Origin of the sequence: Nonomuraea sp. NPDC049750 (assembly GCF_040659625.1) — a bacterium.
Taxonomy (GTDB): Bacteria; Actinomycetota; Actinomycetes; order Streptosporangiales; family Streptosporangiaceae; genus Nonomuraea.
In genome coordinates this window covers 65,382-83,844 of sequence record NZ_JBFANB010000043.1, presented here as the reverse complement: position 1 = coordinate 83,844, position 18,463 = coordinate 65,382, and the positions used below count along the sequence as shown (strand labels likewise).

At 68.7% G+C, this 18,463-nt stretch carries 19 protein-coding genes and 1 pseudogene; 9 read left to right on the top strand and 11 right to left on the bottom strand.

What is annotated here, in order from left to right; translation table 11 throughout:
- From AB0J16_RS54225 to AB0J16_RS54210, 4 genes are all read left to right on the top strand, one after another.
- Positions 1–585 (top strand): phosphotransferase (locus AB0J16_RS54225; RefSeq protein ID WP_358555495.1); only part of this gene is annotated, 585 nt, incomplete at its 5' end.
- A gap of 10 nt (positions 586–595) precedes the next feature.
- A complete protein-coding gene (locus tag AB0J16_RS54220; protein WP_358555492.1) occupies positions 596–871 on the top strand; it encodes a hypothetical protein in 276 nt (91 codons plus the stop codon).
- A gap of 285 nt (positions 872–1,156) precedes the next feature.
- A complete protein-coding gene (locus AB0J16_RS54215; RefSeq protein WP_358555489.1) occupies positions 1,157–1,849 on the top strand; it encodes a response regulator transcription factor in 693 nt (230 codons plus the stop codon).
- Positions 1,846–3,297, top strand: a complete 1,452-nt coding sequence (locus tag AB0J16_RS54210) for a HAMP domain-containing sensor histidine kinase (protein ID WP_358555486.1) — start codon at positions 1,846–1,848, stop codon at positions 3,295–3,297. Before AB0J16_RS54215 ends, AB0J16_RS54210 begins: the two co-directional genes overlap by 4 nt.
- A gap of 51 nt (positions 3,298–3,348) precedes the next feature.
- Here AB0J16_RS54210 and AB0J16_RS54205 read toward each other — a convergent pair.
- Positions 3,349–3,624: pseudogene (locus AB0J16_RS54205) on the bottom strand (transposase); the annotation flags it as partial.
- 134 nt (positions 3,625–3,758) lie between these two features.
- Here AB0J16_RS54205 and AB0J16_RS54200 point away from each other — a divergent pair.
- A complete protein-coding gene (locus AB0J16_RS54200) occupies positions 3,759–4,964 on the top strand; it encodes a monooxygenase (protein WP_358555483.1) in 1,206 nt (401 codons plus the stop codon).
- A gap of 160 nt (positions 4,965–5,124) precedes the next feature.
- On the opposite strand, the gene AB0J16_RS54195 is transcribed toward AB0J16_RS54200, so the two are convergent.
- The 8 genes from AB0J16_RS54195 to AB0J16_RS54160 form a co-directional block, all read right to left on the bottom strand.
- Positions 5,125–5,868 carry a response regulator transcription factor gene (locus AB0J16_RS54195; protein WP_358555480.1) on the bottom strand — a complete coding sequence of 248 codons (744 nt, stop codon included), beginning with the start codon at positions 5,866–5,868 and terminating at the stop codon, positions 5,125–5,127.
- Positions 5,869–6,045: 177 nt separating this feature from the next.
- On the bottom strand, positions 6,046–6,240 hold the full coding sequence (locus tag AB0J16_RS54190) for an SUKH-4 family immunity protein (protein ID WP_358555504.1): 195 nt from the start codon (positions 6,238–6,240) through the stop codon (positions 6,046–6,048).
- A 385-nt stretch (positions 6,241–6,625) separates the two neighbouring features.
- Positions 6,626–7,516, bottom strand: coding sequence for a hypothetical protein (locus tag AB0J16_RS54185; protein WP_358555477.1), 891 nt, complete (start codon positions 7,514–7,516; stop codon positions 6,626–6,628).
- Between the two features lie 281 nt (positions 7,517–7,797).
- Complete coding sequence (locus tag AB0J16_RS54180; protein WP_358555474.1) at positions 7,798–8,124, bottom strand: hypothetical protein; 327 nt, start codon at positions 8,122–8,124, stop codon at positions 7,798–7,800.
- Between the two features lie 430 nt (positions 8,125–8,554).
- Positions 8,555–9,229, bottom strand: a complete 675-nt coding sequence (locus AB0J16_RS54175; RefSeq protein ID WP_358555471.1) for a hypothetical protein — start codon at positions 9,227–9,229, stop codon at positions 8,555–8,557.
- A gap of 674 nt (positions 9,230–9,903) precedes the next feature.
- A complete protein-coding gene (locus AB0J16_RS54170; RefSeq protein ID WP_358555468.1) occupies positions 9,904–11,112 on the bottom strand; it encodes a VWA-like domain-containing protein in 1,209 nt (402 codons plus the stop codon).
- Positions 11,112–12,320, bottom strand: coding sequence for a MoxR family ATPase (locus AB0J16_RS54165; RefSeq protein WP_358555465.1), 1,209 nt, complete (start codon positions 12,318–12,320; stop codon positions 11,112–11,114). Before AB0J16_RS54165 ends, AB0J16_RS54170 begins: the two co-directional genes overlap by 1 nt.
- A gap of 30 nt (positions 12,321–12,350) precedes the next feature.
- Positions 12,351–13,628, bottom strand: a complete 1,278-nt coding sequence (locus AB0J16_RS54160) for a hypothetical protein (RefSeq protein ID WP_358555462.1) — start codon at positions 13,626–13,628, stop codon at positions 12,351–12,353.
- 162 nt (positions 13,629–13,790) lie between these two features.
- On the opposite strand from AB0J16_RS54160, the gene AB0J16_RS54155 reads away from it, so the two are divergent.
- Entirely contained in the window at positions 13,791–13,994 is a 204-nt protein-coding gene (locus AB0J16_RS54155; protein WP_358555459.1) for a hypothetical protein, read from the top strand.
- Here AB0J16_RS54155 and AB0J16_RS54150 read toward each other — a convergent pair.
- Entirely contained in the window at positions 13,987–14,379 is a 393-nt protein-coding gene (locus AB0J16_RS54150; protein ID WP_358555456.1) for a DUF5360 family protein, read from the bottom strand. The two genes, AB0J16_RS54155 and AB0J16_RS54150, sit on opposite strands and share 8 nt — an antisense overlap.
- A 7-nt stretch (positions 14,380–14,386) precedes the next feature.
- Positions 14,387–14,938, bottom strand: coding sequence for a TetR/AcrR family transcriptional regulator (locus AB0J16_RS54145; protein ID WP_358555453.1), 552 nt, complete (start codon positions 14,936–14,938; stop codon positions 14,387–14,389).
- Between the two features lie 115 nt (positions 14,939–15,053).
- Between AB0J16_RS54145 and AB0J16_RS54140 the strand changes: the two genes are divergently transcribed.
- The 3 genes from AB0J16_RS54140 to AB0J16_RS54130 all read left to right on the top strand — a co-directional run bounded on the left by AB0J16_RS54140 (position 15,054) and on the right by AB0J16_RS54130 (position 17,357).
- Positions 15,054–15,722 carry a YdcF family protein gene (locus AB0J16_RS54140; RefSeq protein ID WP_358555450.1) on the top strand — a complete coding sequence of 223 codons (669 nt, stop codon included), beginning with the start codon at positions 15,054–15,056 and terminating at the stop codon, positions 15,720–15,722.
- Entirely contained in the window at positions 15,664–16,464 is an 801-nt protein-coding gene (locus tag AB0J16_RS54135) for a WbqC family protein (RefSeq protein ID WP_358555447.1), read from the top strand. The genes AB0J16_RS54140 and AB0J16_RS54135 overlap by 59 nt, the downstream gene beginning before the upstream one ends.
- 350 nt (positions 16,465–16,814) lie before the next feature.
- Complete coding sequence (locus AB0J16_RS54130; protein ID WP_358555444.1) at positions 16,815–17,357, top strand: hypothetical protein; 543 nt, start codon at positions 16,815–16,817, stop codon at positions 17,355–17,357.
- Positions 17,358–18,463 lie beyond the last annotated feature (1,106 nt).

Here is an 18,463-nt window from a genome sequence, read left to right as displayed (position 1 = left end):
GAGCCGCTGGACCACGGCTCGATCAGCCGCGGCGGCCACGCGGCCGACACTTTGGCGGGTTTCCTCCAGGCGCTCCATGTGGAGGCGCCCGCCGAGGCGCCGATCGCTACGGACCGCGGTGCCCATCCCAGGAACTGCACGGTCGGCTTCGAGAACTTCTTCCAGGCCGTTGCCCTCGACGACATCGCGGCCGACGTCCGGGACGTCTGGGACGACGCCGTCGCGGCCCAGGCGTGGGAGGGCCCGCCGGTGTGGGTGCACGGCGACCTCCATCCCGCGAACGTCGTCGTCTCGGACGGAACGCTGTCGGGCATCATAGACTTCGGCGGCCTGTTCGCCGGCGATCCGGCGTGGGACCTCGCCGCCGCATGGGTGCTGCTCCCCGCCGGCACGGCCGCACGGTTCTTCGACATGTACGCGCACGCGGACGAGGCGGCGATCCGGCGCGCCCGCGGGCTGGCCGCTATGAAGAGCCTCTTCCTAATGCTCATGGGGCAGAACGGAGATCGGGGACTTCCCGGCGGGAAGCCGCACTGGGGACCTGCGGGCCGGGCGGCACTTGATCGTGTTCTGAAGGGCGTTTGACGCACACTTCATGCTCGGCCTCAGCGATGCGGGCAATGAGGTTGTCGCGGATCTCCTCCGGCCGGCCGCCCTCACCGGCCACACCCAGAACGTCTTCAGAGCGCCCGAGTCGACCAAGATCAGCCAGCGGCAACGCCTGACCCAGCACGCCCAGGCCCGCTGGCCCGTTCTAGCCGCTGTCAGCGTGCGCTACCGAGGCGTGCTCGCCTATATCGACGGGCACCTCAGCGACGGGACGATCCTGCCGCTGTACCGGCTGCGATACAACGGCTCGGCGAGCATCTGAGGCTTCGCGATCTACCTGGCCAGCCGCGACGGATACGAAGACAACATCCTGCCCAGCGGCCTACCCGCCGGCAGCCCCGAAGAAGCCCTCGACTGCGTCTGCGGCCTCTACCGCAACGACCCCACCGGCTGGTCCCTACGCCCGACGAATTAACGGCGCGGACCACTTAGGCATCCATAAGAGCACGGCCCGCGGGCACCACAGCGGCGACGGCTCTAATCCTGGCCTCAGGTTGATCGAGGAGAATGAGCGGCAAAAGCATCGACTGGAAGGGGGCGGGCCGGCGTGCGGATCATGATCGCGGATGATGACACGGCCATCCGTGAGTCGCTGGAGCGGGTGCTCCAGGTCGAGGGTTACGACACCAGCACCGTCGCCAACGGTCTCGCCGTGCTCGACGGGGTCGATGGGGCCGGCGGTGACACGCTGGATCTGCTGATCCTCGACGTGATGATGCCCCGCCTCGGCGGGTTGGAGACTTGCCGGCGGTTGCGGGCCGCGGGTCGGGATCTGCCGGTGCTGATGCTGACCGCCCGTGACCAGGTCTCCGACCGGGTCGCAGGGCTGGACGCGGGCGCCGACGACTACCTGCCCAAGCCGTTCGCCACCGAGGAGTTGCTGGCCCGGGTGCGGGCCCTGCTGCGCCGGCGTACGCCGACCGACGGGGAGTCGCAGATCCTGTCGTTCGCCGACGTCCGGCTCGATCCTGACAGGTTCGAGGCGTGGCGGGGCGGGCGGCCGCTGCACCTGACCCGGACCGAGTTCTCCCTGCTGCAGGTCCTCGTGCGCAACGCGACCTGGGTCTTGACCCACGACGCGCTGTTCGAGGCGATCTGGGGCTTCGACATGAGCACCACCGCCAACAACCTCCAGGTATACGTGAGCTACCTGCGCCGCAAGATGGAGGCCGAGGGTGAGCCGCGATTGATCTACACGCGGCGCGGCCTGGGATACACGTTGCGGGAGACTCCTCCGTGAGCAGGCCCGCCGGCCGGGGACCGCACCGGCTGACCCGATGGTGGCGCCGGCGGTCCCTGCGGACCAGAATGACGGTGATCGCGGCGACGGCCATCGCGGTCAGCGTGTTCCTGGCCTTCCAGGTGGCCAGCGAGCTACTGGACTGGGAGCTGCAGCGCACCGCCGAGAATCAGCTACGCGCCGACTCCCGTGTCCTGGCGACGAACACGGAGCGCGCCGGTCTGGCGCAGGTCCAGCTACCGCCGTATCCCGGATCCGGTCGGCTGGTGCGGGTCATCCTGCCCGACGGCTCGACCCGGACGCCGACCGGCCAACCCGCGCTGCCCCCCGTCAGCGAGCGCGCCGGGCGCGTGGCGCAGGGCGCGTCGGCCAACCTGATGGAGTCGAACGACAGCGACGACGACGGCTACCTCATCTACACGCTGCGGGCGGGCGACGGCGCGGTCCAGGTGGCCCGCGTCGCCGACGACAGCCCGATCAACCAGTTCGGGTTGGGCATGCTGCTGATCGGGCTGCTCTGCGTGGTCTGCGGCGCCCTTGTCGGGCGGACCGTGGCGCGGACCGGACTGGCACCGATCGACCGGCTGACCGCCGCCGCGGTACGTGTCGCGCACACCCGGGATCTCGACGCCGACATCCCGAATGAGGGCGGTGGGGAGATCCGGCGGCTGATCCAGTCGATCAACGACATGCTCGCCGCGCTCCGGGACTCCCGGCGGGCCCAGCGGCTGCTCGCCGAGGACGCCGCCCACGAGCTCAAGACCCCCCTCACCAGCCTGCGCCTCAACGTCGAGCTGCTGATCCGGCTCGATCGGCGCGGCACCCTGGACAGCGCACTGCCGGCGGAGAGCCGGACCCGGCTGCTCAACGATCTCGGCGCCCAGGTAGCCGAGTTGAGCACCCTTGCCGCCGAGCTGACCGACCTGGCGCGCGGTGACGTCAGCGACGAGAGCACCGAGCTGCTCGACCTCGCCGACGTGGTGGTGGCCGCCGCGACCCGGGCGCGTTCCCGGGTGCCCGACATCGAGATCGCGCTCGACGTGACCCCCGTGTGGGTGAGTGGGCGTCCCGCTGCGCTCCAACGGGCCGTGCTCAACCTCATCGACAACGCCGGCAAATGGTCCCCCGCGGACCAGCCGGTCCAGGTCCGGCTCCATGCCGAGGGCGCGTCGGCGGTGCTCGAGGTCGACGACGCCGGGCCGGGCATCGACGCCGCCGACGTACCGCGGGTGTTCGACCGGTTCTACCGTGCCGACAGCGCCCGGGCGTTACCGGGATCCGGTCTGGGGCTGTCGATCGTGCAGCGGGTCGTCGACGCCCACGGCGGCCGGGCCACCGTCGCCCGCTCCGCACGCGGTGGCGCGCTGCTTCAGGTCGACCTTCCCGCCGCGGCCCCGCCCGCCCCGATCGCGCGGCTCAGTGCCGGGGAGGACACCGCGGTGCGCTGACCCGCCCCGGCGGCGGCGCAGGACAGGGGACTGCGGCCCCCGCTCGCCCGCGCACCGCGGTAGCGGCAGCCCTCTGAGGATGCCACGGAGCCGTTCGACCTCGATCCAGACCTTGTTCAGCGCGTCGTACAACGCGCCGTGCCCACGCCGGTGCTCGGGCGGCAACGACAACCCGGCCAGGGTTCGTACCGGCCCATCAGTACAGAGCACCGCGTCGGTGAGCTCGAACAGCGCGTCGACCCGCGCGGTCAGGCAGGCATAGAAGTCGGTTCTGAGCTGGGAGTTTGACTCCCGTCCATCGCCGACGGACTTTCTTGGGCGTGTCAGTTGCGACGGGCCTTGATTCTCGTGCGGGTGTCGAACGGCGCTCCGGAGAGTAGTACCGTCGTACCGCCTCCCTCTCGAGGATGACGACCGCAGTACGACGAAATAGGACGGAATCGGGCCTAGCGTTCAGGGCTATGACGAAACCTGATAGTCCACTGCGGAGGTTCGGGGCGGCCACCATGGCGCTGGCGACGGCGTTCGCCGTCGCCGCCTGCGGGTCGGGCGCCGACAACAGTGCGGTGCCCGCCGCGGCCGGCTCGCACAGCGCGCACGCGGGCGGGTCGTCGGCTCCACCGCAGCCGCTGCGCACCGGCGAGCGGTTCGTCGACCTGAAGATGGCCGAGGCCTACACGCCCGCGCCGCCGGAGGGCGGCGGCACGGACGAGTACCGGTGCCAGGTGATCGATCCGGGCCTGACCAAGGCGGCGTTCCTGACCGGGACTCAGGTCACGCCGGAGAACGTCGCCATCGCGCACCACGCCATCGTGTACGTGGTGCCGCCGGGCGGCGCTGCCGCGGTGCGCAAGCAGGACGCGAAGACCCCCGGCGTCGGCTGGCAGTGTTTCGGCGGGACCGGCGTGAAAGGCGCCGAAGTAGAAGAGGGGGAAGCGGCGTGGGTGGACACCTGGGCGCCGGGCGCCACGGAGACGCTGTTCACCCAGGACGCCGGCTTCAAGCTGGAGCCGGGCAGCCTGGTCGTCCTCCAGATCCACTACAACCTGCTCGCGACCGACGGCAAGCCGGCCGGGTCGGACCGCTCGGCGGTGCGGCTGCGGCTGACGGACGGCACGCCGCAGACCCGGGAATTCGACACGTGGCCGCTCGACGCGCCGACCGACCTGCCCTGCGCCGCCGACGAGTCGGGTCCGCTCTGTGACCGGGCGGCCTCGATCGCGGACGTGACGAAGCGGTTCGGGCCTGAGGTCGGCGGCACCGCGGACGAGCAGCTGGAGGAGTGCGGCCAGAGCGCGCCGAAGCCCGGTGACACCCAGACCTGCGACCACAAGGTGCCGGCGCCGATGACGCTGTTCGCCGGTTTCGGCCACATGCACCTGCTCGGGCGGGCCATCAAGGTCGAACTCAACCCGGGCAAGCCGAACGCCAAGGTCGTGCTGGACGTGCCGCAGTTCGACTTCGACAGCCAGCGGCTGGTGAAGCTGCCGTCGCCGGTGGAGATCGGTCCGGGGGACACGCTGCGGGTGACGTGTACGCACGACGCGGGGCTGCGCAAACAGCTGCCGCAGCTGAGCAAGCTGCCGCCCCGCTACGTGGTGTGGGGTGACGGCACCAGCGACGAGATGTGCACGGGCATCATGACGGTCTCCCCCCGCAAGTCCTGACGAAGCGTCGAACGTGTGTGAGCTCACTGAGATCAACAAGCCGAAAAACAGCTCTGAGCTCACACACGTCCGCACTGAACTCACACCCGTGCGGCGTCGTGGCGGTCGGACGGGCGGTGCCGTGGGCGGCTGCACGCGGACCCGGCAGCGGAGCGGTCGATCACGCGGAGCGGATCGGCCCGGAGCGGTTGCGGCTGGGAACTACGGTCGTGCCCCCGACGGACGCGCGAGATGCAGCGCTAATCGGCAGGGTGAGTCTCAGGTCGTAGGCGAGGATGACGGCCTGGATCCGGTCCCGTGCGCCGATCTTGGCGAGGACCCGCCCGACGTGGGTCTTCACCGTCGACTCCGACAGCGTGAACCGCTGCGCGATCTCGCCGTTGGTGAGGCCGTGGCCGATGGCGACGAGGATCTCGCGCTCGCGGCCGGTCAGGGAGTCCAGCCGGGGATCCTCCCGCACGGGCCCGCAGAGGTCATCGTCGAGCCGGTCGGCGAACGCGTCGAGCAGCCGCCGAGTCAGCGCCGGCGCGATCACCGCGTCCCCGGCGGCGACGGCCCGGATGCCGGCGAGCAGCTCCTCCGGGCGGGTGTCCTCGAGCAGGAAACCGCTCGCCCCGGCCCGCAGCACGGCGAGCGCGTACCGGTCCACGTCGAACGTCGTCAGCACCAGGATCCGCGAACGCCCACCGGCGGCGACGATGCGCCGGGTGGCCTCGATCCCGTTGACGCCCGGCATGCGGATGTCCATCAGCACCACGTCGGGATGCAGCTCGGTGGTCCACCGAACGGCCTCGGCGCCGTTCTCGGCCTCGCCGACGATCTCGGTGTCGGGGGTGCTCTCCAGCAGCATGCGAAACCCGAAGCGCTGCAGCGGCTGGGCGTTCACCACAAGCACAGAGATCATGAATGGCTGCCTTTCAGGGTCGTGTGGACGGTCCAGCCGCCGTCCGGTGCGGGGCCGGCGCTGACCGTGCCGCCGTAGAGCGCGGCGCGTTCGGCCATGCTGGCGAGGCCGAGACCCGCGTCGCCCGGCGATGCCTCTTCATACCGAGCGGACCTGAGACGACTGTTAAAACGGCGCTCAGGCCGGTTGGCCGCCGGCGCGGGTTCGTCTGGGCCGCGCGACGGACTCCCTCAGCATCCAACCGCGCATGACCTGGTATAAGGTCTCGACGAACAGCTCCAGGGAACTATTGATGAACGCACCGTTCTTCTCGCTGTCCCCGAGTTGGCTGTACCAGTAGACGTGATGGTCCGCACGGGACAGACAAGCCATGCCGGGCACGCGGTCGCCCCAGGCGTGGGCTCCTTCGGTGTGAATCTTGTGCCCTGTGGCGAGACGAGCCGCGCCGAACGGCTCTGTTCATCGAACCGCAACCAACCCCCCGCAAGAGTTGACGTTCCGCCAGCGGATGACGGCGGTTACGCCCTACACATTCGCCTTCACCGGGACAGAGCCGAAAACCGTTGCACGGCGCGAGGCGGCAACAAGTACCCCACGCCTACCCCGGCCCGCAAGGCGAAGACGGCCCTACCGTCGCCGGAGGATGACGCCTTGGCCGTAGTCGGTCTCATCGTTCGGGGCTCCTGCCAGCCACAGCTCCGATGTACCGGGAATCGCCGTCACCGCCACGTGGCCAAACGGGTAGTCGTAGACGCGCTCACGGCTCCAGGTCCTGGCCGTCGAAGTGCCGGGCCACCGTGACGTCGTCCTTGTCGGACCCGACCGCCCACACGTCGTCCGGCCCGGACGCGGTGACGCTCGCCAGCGGCCCGCCACCGCCGGGCACGGCCACCCGCTGCCACGAGGACCCGTCCCAGTGCATGACGAGCGCCTCCGGCTGTCCGGGATCGTCGATCTCGGTCCTACAGGCGCCCCCCGGCGCCCCCTCGCCCCCGATTCCGCCGACAGCCCACACGTCGTCCGGCGAGATCTCCCACACCTGGTTGAGGTAGCCTCTCGGTACGTTCGGGAGAGGCATCTCTGTGTACTCCCCACCCCGGGCCGCGTGCCAGACCGCAGGCCTGATGCCCGCGCAGCCGTCGCGGAGGTCAGTGCCGACCACCCACACCTGACCGTGCCCGGCCGCCACCGCGGCGAATACGCCCTGGACGGCGGCCCGCTTCTCGAACTTCCGGCCGGTCCACTCCACGGCGAAGGAGTTCTCCCTGTTCAGGTCCATACCGACCAGCACAGCCCGCCCCTTGTCGATCGACACATCGGTGAACCAGGCCACTCCCAACCCGGACGGGCGCGGGTACGACGAGCGCCGCCCGTCCCAGTGGATAGCTTCGCCATCCCCCACGATCCAGATGCCGCTGGGTCCATCCACGTCGAAGCCGCTCACGTAGAGCTCGCGATCGAGAGTGGTCTTCTTCCACGCCGTCCCGTCCCATCGCTCGACGATCACGGTCCCTTCGCGGTCCTCGGCGCCGTCCTCGGAGCCCACCGCCCACGCCCGCCGAGGCCCGTCGGCAATCACGTCAACGAGCTCCGACTTCGCCCGGAGCCGCAGATCCTCGACCTCCTTCCACCGCTCGGAGCGGGCCACCACCTTCCCGGTCTCCGCGCTCGCGCTCGCGGTCGCCGAAGGCGTGACGGTCGCGGGGCTCGAGGGAACGGCCGCCGGTCCCGAGCATCAGGTCGCCATGCCGAGACATATCATTACGGATGCCGCAAGCCGCGCGATCTTCATGAGGGCCCAGTATGACCGAGCGGCCCTCCCCAAACCGGACATCTACCTCCGTAAGCTGCCGCGCCGCGGCCGGGAGGTGAAGGGCCGGTGGCCCGCCATACGGGAGCATGAGCGGAGCCGGCGCCGCGGATCGGCACTCAGCTGGTCGAGGCCTCCACCGAGACGCATCGGTGCAGCACGAAGCCCGTCTTGCCGGCGGGACCGTTGATCCTGATCACAGGCCTGATGTTGATCCTTCCAGGACCCACGGTGATCAAGGCGAAGGTCGATCGAGTCTCGGCGAACTCCTGGTGATTGGCGAAGTTGGCGGGTCCGAAGGCGCCTTCCGACTTGAGGGAGTCGTTCAAACTGTAGGTGAGTCGCATCTCGGCACCCGCCTGAACGGAGACGTCCGCGGTGACCTCCACCTTCACTGTCGTCGTAGCCGGAACGTCGACGAACACCGGGTTATCAAGGAGGCCCACGTATACGGCCGAACTCGCGGTAAGCGGGAACCCACGGGGATCGCACATCGCCTGGCTGAGGGGAAGGGCGGCGGCCGGTCGGGCCAGCGCGAACGTCGTGATTGCCGTAGCCGCAGCGCAGGCGGCCACCGCGGCGAGGACTGTGCGACGACGTGAAGGTCGAGTCATGAACATCATGGATCTTCCTCGATTCTGTGGAACCGGTCCTCGATCCTGGGCCGGTCATCGACATGGGTGTGTCGCCGTACTCACTGCAAGGGCGTTCCATCCAGTTCCACAACGAGCTACGACCGCACCGGACCAGGCGAACGCCGAGATTCCAGGGCTCGCCGACCGGCCGAAAGACGTTAAGCGAAGATCGTCCCGGAAGATCGTGGTGCGCTTGTCTAGTACGGGGCACATGCTTGTGCGCCTGGAGCCTCACCAGCTCCTAGAAGCATGGCAAGCTGTATCGGCGGTCTTCCACATGGTCGTAGATAGCGCGCAACCAGGGCTCACGAGCCGCCGGTAGCCGCGCCAGCGTGCTGAGGAACACGCCTAAATCAGGTCTGAAGGGCCTCCATGGCAGCCGTGGTGGCGGATCGTCGCGCCGGACAATGTCGGGCATCCCTGCCGTCGCGAGGGTAAGACGCCGATCGTCATTGAAGGCCATGTACATCCACACGTCAGCCGCCAGCGGCACCACCCCTCTCGCGCCGCACGGCCACACCTCGCCGCTTTGCGGATGCCGCGGCACCAGGGCGATATCCGCGGTCACGCCGGACATGCCTGGCCCGGCCAAGACGAGGTTCCGTGCCGACGGGCCTGCGGGGAGCAGCGTGTCGAGCGCCTTGCGAAAGGCCTCGGCGACCGGTCCGTCAGGGACGGCAACCCGCTTGCCGCCCGACAACGCCAACAGGCGTGCCAACGCCACCGCGACCGCTGCTTCCCACCGCGGGTTCCACCATCCGGGCTGCTCAATGGGTGGTGTGTCCGGATAGGCCGCCCGCAGCGCCTCCCAGCCGACCACCGTACAAGCGGGGCCATCGACGCAGACAGGTCGCACGGCACTCGGATCCAGCCACACCACCTGCCAGAACCCGCAGTCATCAATGCGGGTCGCCACCGCACGCCCGCACTCCACACACGCGAGGTTGGCGCCGCTCCGGCCGTCCAGGCCACAGCAGCAGCCATCACACCGCTCTCGGGTGAGAACGGTTCCGCGGACATCGCCCGGCGCGACCCCGATGATCCCCGGGGGCCCGTACGGCAGGGAATACACCTGTAGGTACACGCCACCGGCTGCCGCCTCCTCCACGCCCGCCTCGTCCCCGACCCGCCATGGCGGGTCGGAGGCTTGGGAATGCACCGCGTACGTTCCGGGCTCGAGAAGCGCGGGGAGCAAGTCGTGGCCGTACTTCTGATCGGTGTGGTCGGGAAGCGCGACCCGTGACACCCTCGCGGTCAAAACAGCACCGCACCCCACACATGCGAAAACGACCAAGTGCCCCTCTCACGCCTCAACGATTCGATAGCAGCCTCTGATCTGTGGTAGCGCAGGGCAGAGGCATCAGCTGGTCCAAGTGCATGGAGTCGCCGGAAAAGCACATCATTGCGGCCTGCTCGCACGAATGTCCATGACCCTGGGATCTGTGCGGTGTCTGGCTCTGCGACGCCTTCTTGGAGAGCACGGCTGTGTACTACATGTCTTCGGCAGGTCGACGCCCCACAATCGTGAGTTCGCACACCTGCCGTCCATCCCAGGCCGGCCAAGATCGGCAAGGGTCGTCCAGGCGCCGCCTAGCCGATGCCGACCACCCGTGCCCATGCGGGCGGCGTGTCCGGCACGTAGTCGGGGTCGCTCTCGTACGACGGCTTGGGCCGGGCGAACAGCCCCACCACCACGCGGGACGCCGGCCGTTCACGTGGCCACGGGGTCTGCCCGTCGGTCAGGACCACGATGACGTCCGGCCGCGGGCCCGCCCGCAGCGCCTTGGCGATTCCCGCACGCAGGTCCGTGCCGCCGCCGCCCACCAGCGTCATCCCCTCGGCCCGGCACAGCGGTTGCGCGACCCGGGCCGCCGCGTCGCAGGACAGTACGCTGACCAGGTCGCGCCGGCCGCCCACGGCGCGGACGATCGCGGCGACCTCCAGCAACGCGCTCCCCAGTTCGGCGTCGCTGACCGACGCGGAGGTGTCGATGACCACGCTGATCCGCGGCGGCCTGCGCCGCAGGCTCGGCAGGATGACGCCGGGCAGGCCGGCCGAGCGACGCGGCGGCCTGCCGTAGGTGTAGTCCTCGCCCACGCCGGGTCCTGACGCCGCCGAGCGGATGGCCGTGCCGAGCAGTTCCCGCCACGGCTGCGGCGGGTGGAATGCCTCCTCCGCCCACCGCCGCCATCCCTTCGGCGCGTTCCCCGGATGGGCGTTGATGCCCTGCGCCACCCGGAACCGGACCGCTTCCCGCTCGTCGTCGCTGAGCCCGTTCGCGCTGTGCGGCCCGAGATCCCACTCCCGTTCGAGTCCGTCGGCGCCGCTGCCGCAGTCCAGCCAGACCAGACCCTGCGTGGACGGCCCAAGGCGGAACTGGCGCAGATAGTCCTCCATGAGCTCGCCTTCGCACAGCCCCAGCATCTTCGGTTGGACGGCGTCCTCGGGCCGGGCCAGCCCGTCACCGTACACGTCGTCGTTGATCTCGAGGTCGGCGGCGATGTTCATGCGCAGCCGCTCTCCCCGTCCTGTGAGCTCCTGCTCCTGGGCGACCCGGTCGCTGCGGCCGTGATGGTCGCGCAGCAGGTGGGAGACCTCGTGCACCCACACGCTCGCCAGCTCCGCCACGGGGGTCCGCGCGACGAACGCCGGTGAGACGTAGCACCGCCAGTGCCGATCCACGGCCATCGTTGGTACGGACCGCGACTCCATCGGGTGCAGCGCGAACAGCGCCGTCGCCAGATAGGGCCGGGCTCGCGCGGCGTACAACCGGGCGGTGAAGAGCTTCTCAAGGTCCATCAGCCCGCCACCCGCGCCGCGACCTCATCCGCCTTCCTGCCCAAGGAGACCACCCCGGCGAGCCTCTCGATCGAGGCCGGAACCTTCCAGTCCGCGCGGCGCAGCGCGGCGAGCGTGGAGGCGGGCACGACCACCAGGTCCGGGGCGCCGGTCTCCAGCGCTCGCACCAGCAGCTCCCATGCCGCGTCCCACCGGCCCTTGTCCGGCCGCTTCCGTACCGCCGCGACCACACCGTCAAGTACGGCCTGGCGCAGGTCACCCCGCTGGGGCAGCTCGGCTGTCGCCGGGTCGGCCAGCAGCGCCTCGGGGTCGGGGAGGTCCATCCGATCCATGGCGGCCAGCAGCTCCAGCCCGGGCCCGTCTCCCACCGTGCCTCTGACCAGCATGGACAGCACGTCCTTGGACGCGTCGGCCGCGGTGGCGAAGGCGGTCAGGCACAACGCCATCTCCCAGCTGCGAGGTGATGGCCACGGGCCACCCCGGTGCGCCTCGTTGTTCGGCAGCCGGTGCACGAGATCGGGGCGGGCGGTGAGAAGCCCGCACACCGCACGCCGGGCGAACGTCACCGCCTCCGGCAGTCGCTCCGGGTCGAGCCACGGCAGGCTCGCACGCGGCCAGGTTCCGCCGAGGCCGCGTACGACGACGTCGTGATCGTGACGCCACTGCAGGTGGACGAACCGGTTCGCGAGCGGCGGGCTCAGCTCCCAGCCGTCGGCGGCGGAGGAACGCGGGTTGGCGGCCGCCACGATCCGGACACCCGCCGGGAGCCGCAGGGCCCCGACCCGCCGTTCCAGAACCAGACGGAGCAGGGCGGCCTGCACGGCGGGCGGTGCCGTGGACAGCTCGTCCAGGAAGAGCAGCCCCCGGCCCGCGCGGGCCAGACGTACGGCCCAATCCGGCGGCGCCATCGGGACGCCCTGCACGGCAGGGTCGTCACCGACCACCGGCAGGCCGGAGAAGTCGGACGGCTCGTGCACGCTGGCGATCACCGTCGTGAGCGGCAGGCCGAGCGCCTCGGCGAGTTGCTGCAGCGCCGCGGTCTTGCCGCTCCCCGGCTCCCCCCACAGCAGGACGGGCAGGTCGGCCGCCACCGCCAGGGTCAGGGCCTCCAGCTGCGTGTCGGTACGTGGCTCCGTGGTGGTGTCGCGGAGCAGGGACAACAGATCGCCGGCGACTTCAAGACGCGAGGCGTGAACAGACGAAAGCATGATGTATCACCTTGGAGGTCTAGGAAAGCGTCAGCGGAATGTGCCGTAGCGCGGGCGCGACCGGCCGATACGGGGGCGGCGGACCTGTCGCTCGGCCGGTCCCGACCCCGATCCGAGCCCGGCACGGAACAGTCCGTGGTCGATCCGCCGCCGCGCCGCCTCTTCCAGCACGTCGCGCAGCGCGCCCTCGGGCAGCCGCGCACCAGGTCCGAGGAGACCGTCGACGGTGGCCTGAGCACCGGCGGCGTCGCCGTGGTCCAGCCGCGCGCGGACGTCGAGGAGGCACTCCGGGGCGCGGTGGGCCTCATCGATCAGCTGCAAACAGGGCAACGGGGTGCCGGTCAACTCGGCCAGCAGCTTCTCGCGCCGGATCTCGGCCGCGTCGTGATCCAGGGCGACCAGCACGCCGTTCACGAGCGCGACCCTGTGCTGGGCGCCGCCGCACTCGACCATGTGCGGCCCGTTCTCGCTCTGGTGGCCGTGTGGCGTGGTGTCCGGCGAACGGCCGGGTACCAGCGCCGCCGCGACGAGCGGGTGCAGCCTGTCGGGCTCGATCAGCCCGGCACGAAGCAACGCCAGGTCGGGCAGCACCCAGGTCGCCGCGTCAGGCAAGATCGGCGGTGACGCGAGTCCTTCGTCGCCGACCCGGGAGGCGTCCACATCGAGGATCACCTGACGTCGCCGGCCGACCCGGACGGCGACCGTACCCCCGTCCTGTCCCTCGGCCCGGAGCAGCAACCGGGCCTCGGCCGGCCACCGATCGACGGCCCAGCCTTGTGCGTGCGGCGCCGTTTCGGAACGCGCACGCAGCTCACCGGCCCTGCGCGCATCCCACAGGTGGCGATGCAGATCGAGGCGGAAACGTCGATTCGGATGAGGATGCGGCCCGGACCGGGAACCGTCCCACAGCGCCAGGCTGATCCGCTGACCGGCATCCGCCCAGGCCGGCGGGGTCCTGGCCACGAGGTGAACCGGGTTGTCGCTCTCGAGGTACCGGGCCAGCGAGAGGGTCAGGCCCGGACGTATCAGTCCGTTGGGGGCGATCCTTGGCATGTGCCAGCGCAGCAGGTCAGGCGCCAGGTGGCGGAGGTCACTCCGGAGGCGGGCGGCCAGTTCCTGGCCGTGGAGGCGCGCTATGCGGCGCGGATTGAGATCGACGTCCACGTGTGCTGCCGCGCACGCCGCTGCCCAGTCTCCGGTGGTACGGCGGGCGGTCGCTGACTCGATCATGGAGGGCGGCACGGCGAACTCGCGCACGCGCAGCCAGAGGGTTAGGCGGGGATCCTCGTTCGAGGTCGAGTGCGGCATCAGCACTCACCTTGCGCGAACGGGTCCCCCAATCTGATGCAGGAGGTATTCATCGTGATCAGCGTAGCGTCTTCCGGTCCGCGCGAGAAGAGCGGCTCTGACAGGAGCGGTCCTGATCGTGCCCGTCGTGGCACTGCGCCGCTCAAAATTCCCGGCGCCACGGTGAGCGCCGTCAAGACAACCCTCTCCCCCAGCCCGTGGAAGCACCTCCGCCAACCGGAATTCATGGTCACCGTCGTCAGGTCCGGCTCGCTCGTCCTGGAGACCTTCACTGACGGCAGCGACGGTGGCGTGGAGACGACCGCCAATGCCTTCACGGTGGCGGCCTGGCAGCGCGACTCGGGAGGCGTCCTACTGGTTACCTGACGTTGGGCCGGGGGTCCAGCTGTGGTCGTGGCTGGGCCAGGCAGACGATCGCGGGGATCGGGAAGAGCATGAGGTAGAGGTTTGGCAGCCACCAGGCCAGTGAGAAGTCGCCGCGCAGGGTCCAGAACGCGATCGCCATCAAGCCGGACGCCATGGTGAGCACGAGCGAGACCAGCATCAGGCCGAGGCCCGACCGCGACGCTCGGCGCAGGAGGTACAGGCTGGCCAGGCCGGTGGCGCTGGCCAGCAGGTCGATCCAGAGAAACGACCAGTTCCAGTCGGCCATTACCGGGTTGGTGTAGTCGGCGAACGCCCATTCGGGCGGGATCGCCCCCAGCCCGGTGATGGTGAAGTAGACGACGAACGCCAGATCCGTGAGCAGCATCAACGCTTTAGTGGCGCGTAGCACGGTCGATCGCCTCCATCAGGTAGCGCCTGGTGTGTTCGTGCAGTGCCGCGTCTGGTTCGCCGAGGCCGAGAAGCCTGGCCGCCCACCAGCCGTCGATGGCCAGTCGTACCGCCGTCGCCGCGGCCGGATCGATGCCGTCGTCGGTCAGTCTGGCCTGCCAGGCGGCGAACCGCTCTCTCAGCGGCGCCAGACCTGCCGGGTCCACGATCACCGCGGCCAGCAGTGCGGCGGTCACCCGGTCGGCCGGAGCGTTGGTCGCGGTGTGGTGTTCGGGGATCGTCGCGTTCAGGTAAGCGCGCAGGAAGTCGCCCGGCTCGGCACCCACCTCGGCCAGTGCCTGGTCGAAGGCCTTGATCAGGCGGTCGACCATGCCGGCGACCAGCGCCTGCTTGGTAGGGAAGTGGTAGAACAAGCCGCCCTTGGACACGCCTGCCTGCCGGGCCACCGCTTCCAAGGTCAAGGCCTCGGCCCCCTTGGACAGCAGCACCTCGGCCGCGGCGTCGAGCAGTCGCTCTTTCGAACTGGGACGTGACACGAGGGAAACTATACCGGCCAACCGGTACAGTTTGCTCTTGTTGAGGCGGCCAGCAGCGCCCATGGTGAGGGAGAACCACCGCCTCCCTCTGCCACGGCGACCAGGGAGCAACCGAGTGAGCGTCAAGCAGCAGGTCATCACCGACGAGCGGTGGCAGCACGCCCGCACCATCTGGGACTACCACCAGATGCACCACGACCTGCGCCAATGTGACGTTGCCATCGGCCTGGGCAGCCACGATCTGGGGGTCGCGCGCGCGGCGGTCGAGCTGTACCACGCCGGCTGGTTCCCGCTGCTCGTCTTCTCCGGCGCCACCAGCCCCACCACCGCGGCCCGCTTCCCCCGCGGCGAGGCTGGCCACTACCGCGAGCACGCGCTCGAACTCGGCGTACCCGACGAGGCGATCCTGCTGGAGCCGAACGCGACCAACACCGGCCAGAACATCGCACTATCCCGTCAGGTGCTGGCTGACGCGGGTATGCAGCCCGGTTCGGTGCTGCTGATCTCCAAGCCGTACATGGAGCGCCGGGGGTGCGCCACGGCGCGGAAGGTGTGGCCTGAGATGGAGGTGGTGTGCGCCTCCGAGCCGCTGGAACTGGACGACCACGTCAGCTCGATCGGCGATCCGAAGCTGGTCATCGACATGCTCGTCGGCGACCTCCAGCGCGTGATCGAGTACCCCAAGCTCGGCTACGCCATCGAGCAGCCCGTCTCAGGAGAGGTCCATGACGCCTACCAGGCTCTTCTCCGCGCCGGATTCGACAGTAGGCTCCTTACGCCCTGACCTGCCGTACGGCGAGGTGTGCGCGATTCACCAGCCCAACCTCTTCCCACGGCTCACCACCTTGGCGAAGCTGTTCACCGCCGACTACTGGATCGTCCTGGACGACGTGCAGTTCGCCCGCAGGGACTATCAGCACCGCACACGCCTCGCCTCGCTCGACGGCTCGGGACAGCCGCAGTGGCTCTCGATCGCCGCCCATCTGCCGCATGGCCGCTCCACCTCCATCCGGGGAGCGCGCCTGGCCGATCCCGCCCGCTGCCGACGCCGCGTCGTCCAACTTCTCGCTGACCACTACCGGCACAGCCCTCACTGGCCGCCGTTCAAGCGGCGGCTCGAATCCGTGCTCGCCGCGTTCGCGAGTACGGATCGGCTGGCGGACGTGAGGGAGCTGTCCACGCGCCTGCTGCTGGAAGAAGTCGGGTGGCGGGGACGGATCCTGCACAGCAGTGATCTGCTCGCGCGTGGTGAGCGCTCGCAGCGGCTTGCCGACCTGGCCTGGATGTCAGGCGCCACGACCTACCTGTGCGGGACCGGAGGTATGCGATACCTGGCGCCAGCCGCTTTTCGGGTCCACTTGATCGAGGTTCTTCCGTTCCAGACCCCCGGATCGGGCATATGGGCATCCGCCCGGGAAGTGAGCGCCGTACATGCCCTGATGCTGGTCGGATCATGTGCCCTGCGGCGAGAGCTGGAGGGTCTACGCGGACGGGTTTTGGAAAGCGATCCCCGGCCTGGTTGCTAGCCCAAGTACGCGACCTCATCGTTTCCGCTATCAGCTCGCATACTGCGCTTGGGCCCACCGCCGCCAGGGCAAGATCCCGTTTTACCGCACCGCAGGTCTGCGCCTTCCTTGGGCGATCTCAGAGGAACGTGAGTGGGATGCCAGCGTGCACGGCACCGAGAGCACGGCGCAGCGCCGCGAATGCACGTGGAGAGGATTTTGGCCCAAACCGAGCCATCTGAAGCGTCCTGATGCGTGATGCCGGCGGAGGGAGTTGGTGGGCTTTATGCAACCGGCACCTTGCTGACACTCCGGTCTTTCGGTAGGTGTAAACATCGGCCTGTAGGCCGAGGAGTGAAAGGCTGGGCGGCATGAGCGACGTCGACGTGGAGAAGATTGCCATGCTGTTGAGGGAACGGAATGGTATCGACGCGAAGATCGCGGCGATCATCCAACGTCCCCTGACCGCAGGCCATCTAGGCGAATGGATCGTGGCGCAAGTCTTTGGAATCGCGTTGGAAACATCCGCCGTGGCCTCTGCAGTCGACGGTCGGTTCACTTCTGGTCCATTGCGTGGTCGGACCGTCAATGCGAAGTGGTATCTCAAGCGTGAGGGCCTGCTGGATGTTACGGTGCGGACGCAGCCGGACTACTACCTCGTGCTGACGGGGCCCGTATCACCGGCGGCTTCGTCGCGAGGCGGCACTCGTCCTTGGTGCATCGAGTCCGTGTACTTGTTTGACGCTGAGCAGTTGCTAGCGGAGCTCCGTACGCGCGGAGTAAGGATCGGGGTCGCCTCTAGCGTCCGAGCCGCGCAGTGGGCAGCGGCAGAGATTTACCCGAGCGCAAATAACCCGATACTTCCGGTAAGTCCGGAACAAGCGGAGTTACTGCGACTTTTCGCACTTCGATGAGACTGCCGCATACGGAGCCAGAACGCCGATGCCGAGCGCTTGCGGTTCGCAGAACCCGTCGACCGGCAGCCCTCAAGTCATCATCAGGGAACCGTACATGCCAGGGCCAGGCGTTGCTGCTTAGCGCGCCGGTCGATCTCTCGCCGTTCGCTGTCACTGATAGGCCAGCTCATGCCGCCTGCAGCCGGCGACTGAACGGCGAACGCCAGAACGACCCCTCGTAGATTTGGGTGTTCTCGGCTCCGCGATCCGGCCACCTGCAAAACCAACGCGATCATGCCATTGAGCAGTGAATACGCTCGTGAGCGTCTCCCAGCACTTCTCGCTGACTCCGGCGCTCCCACCGAACAGCGACGGAACAGGGCCGAGTCTAGGGGGCGGCTGTGGCGATGCCCGGAAGAAGGGGGACGCCGCTCATCACCGTTGATGACGCCCTCTTCCGCTGGTGCGTCCGCTTACAGACCAAACAGCAGCCACGTGAGCTCGGCCAGCGCCGCATGCCTACCGCCTCAACCGGATTACTCGATCCCAGACCCGATGAATGAGGCTTGGCGGCGATCGCCCCGGCCACGTACGGCGCGCACGAAAGCCCGCGATTGTCACGGCATCAGCAGCGCAGCGTGCGCGCCGCCGCCCGCTACTTGTTGAGTGGGTGGATGCCGTGGTTGCGGGCGGTGCCGAGGTAGGAGTGGATGAGGCCCTGGCCGGAAACCCCCTGGATACCACCCAAAACGCCTGATCAATCACAGGCGTGATGAATGGATACGCAAGGTCGCCTCAGAGGCGATCGGGCCCATCTCACTGGTTGTGCCAAACAAGTTAGGTATTACTATTAGCCGTCAACAAAGCATCAAACAAAATGACACCTGCGGAAATGGGACATATCTATACAAACGTAACGACGTACCAATTATTAGCTTTTTGTATAGCCCAAAACTCTCAACGAGGTGGCTCATCCTGCCCACTCTCGACTCTCAGCAGATCGAGAGTGACGCCTACGGGTTATACCTCAGCAGCACCTATCGACGTAGGGTTGTGGCGTAGCTATGCTCACTGTTGGCGACCGAATATCGATAACTTAAGCTGAATTGCATTTAAACAAGGAG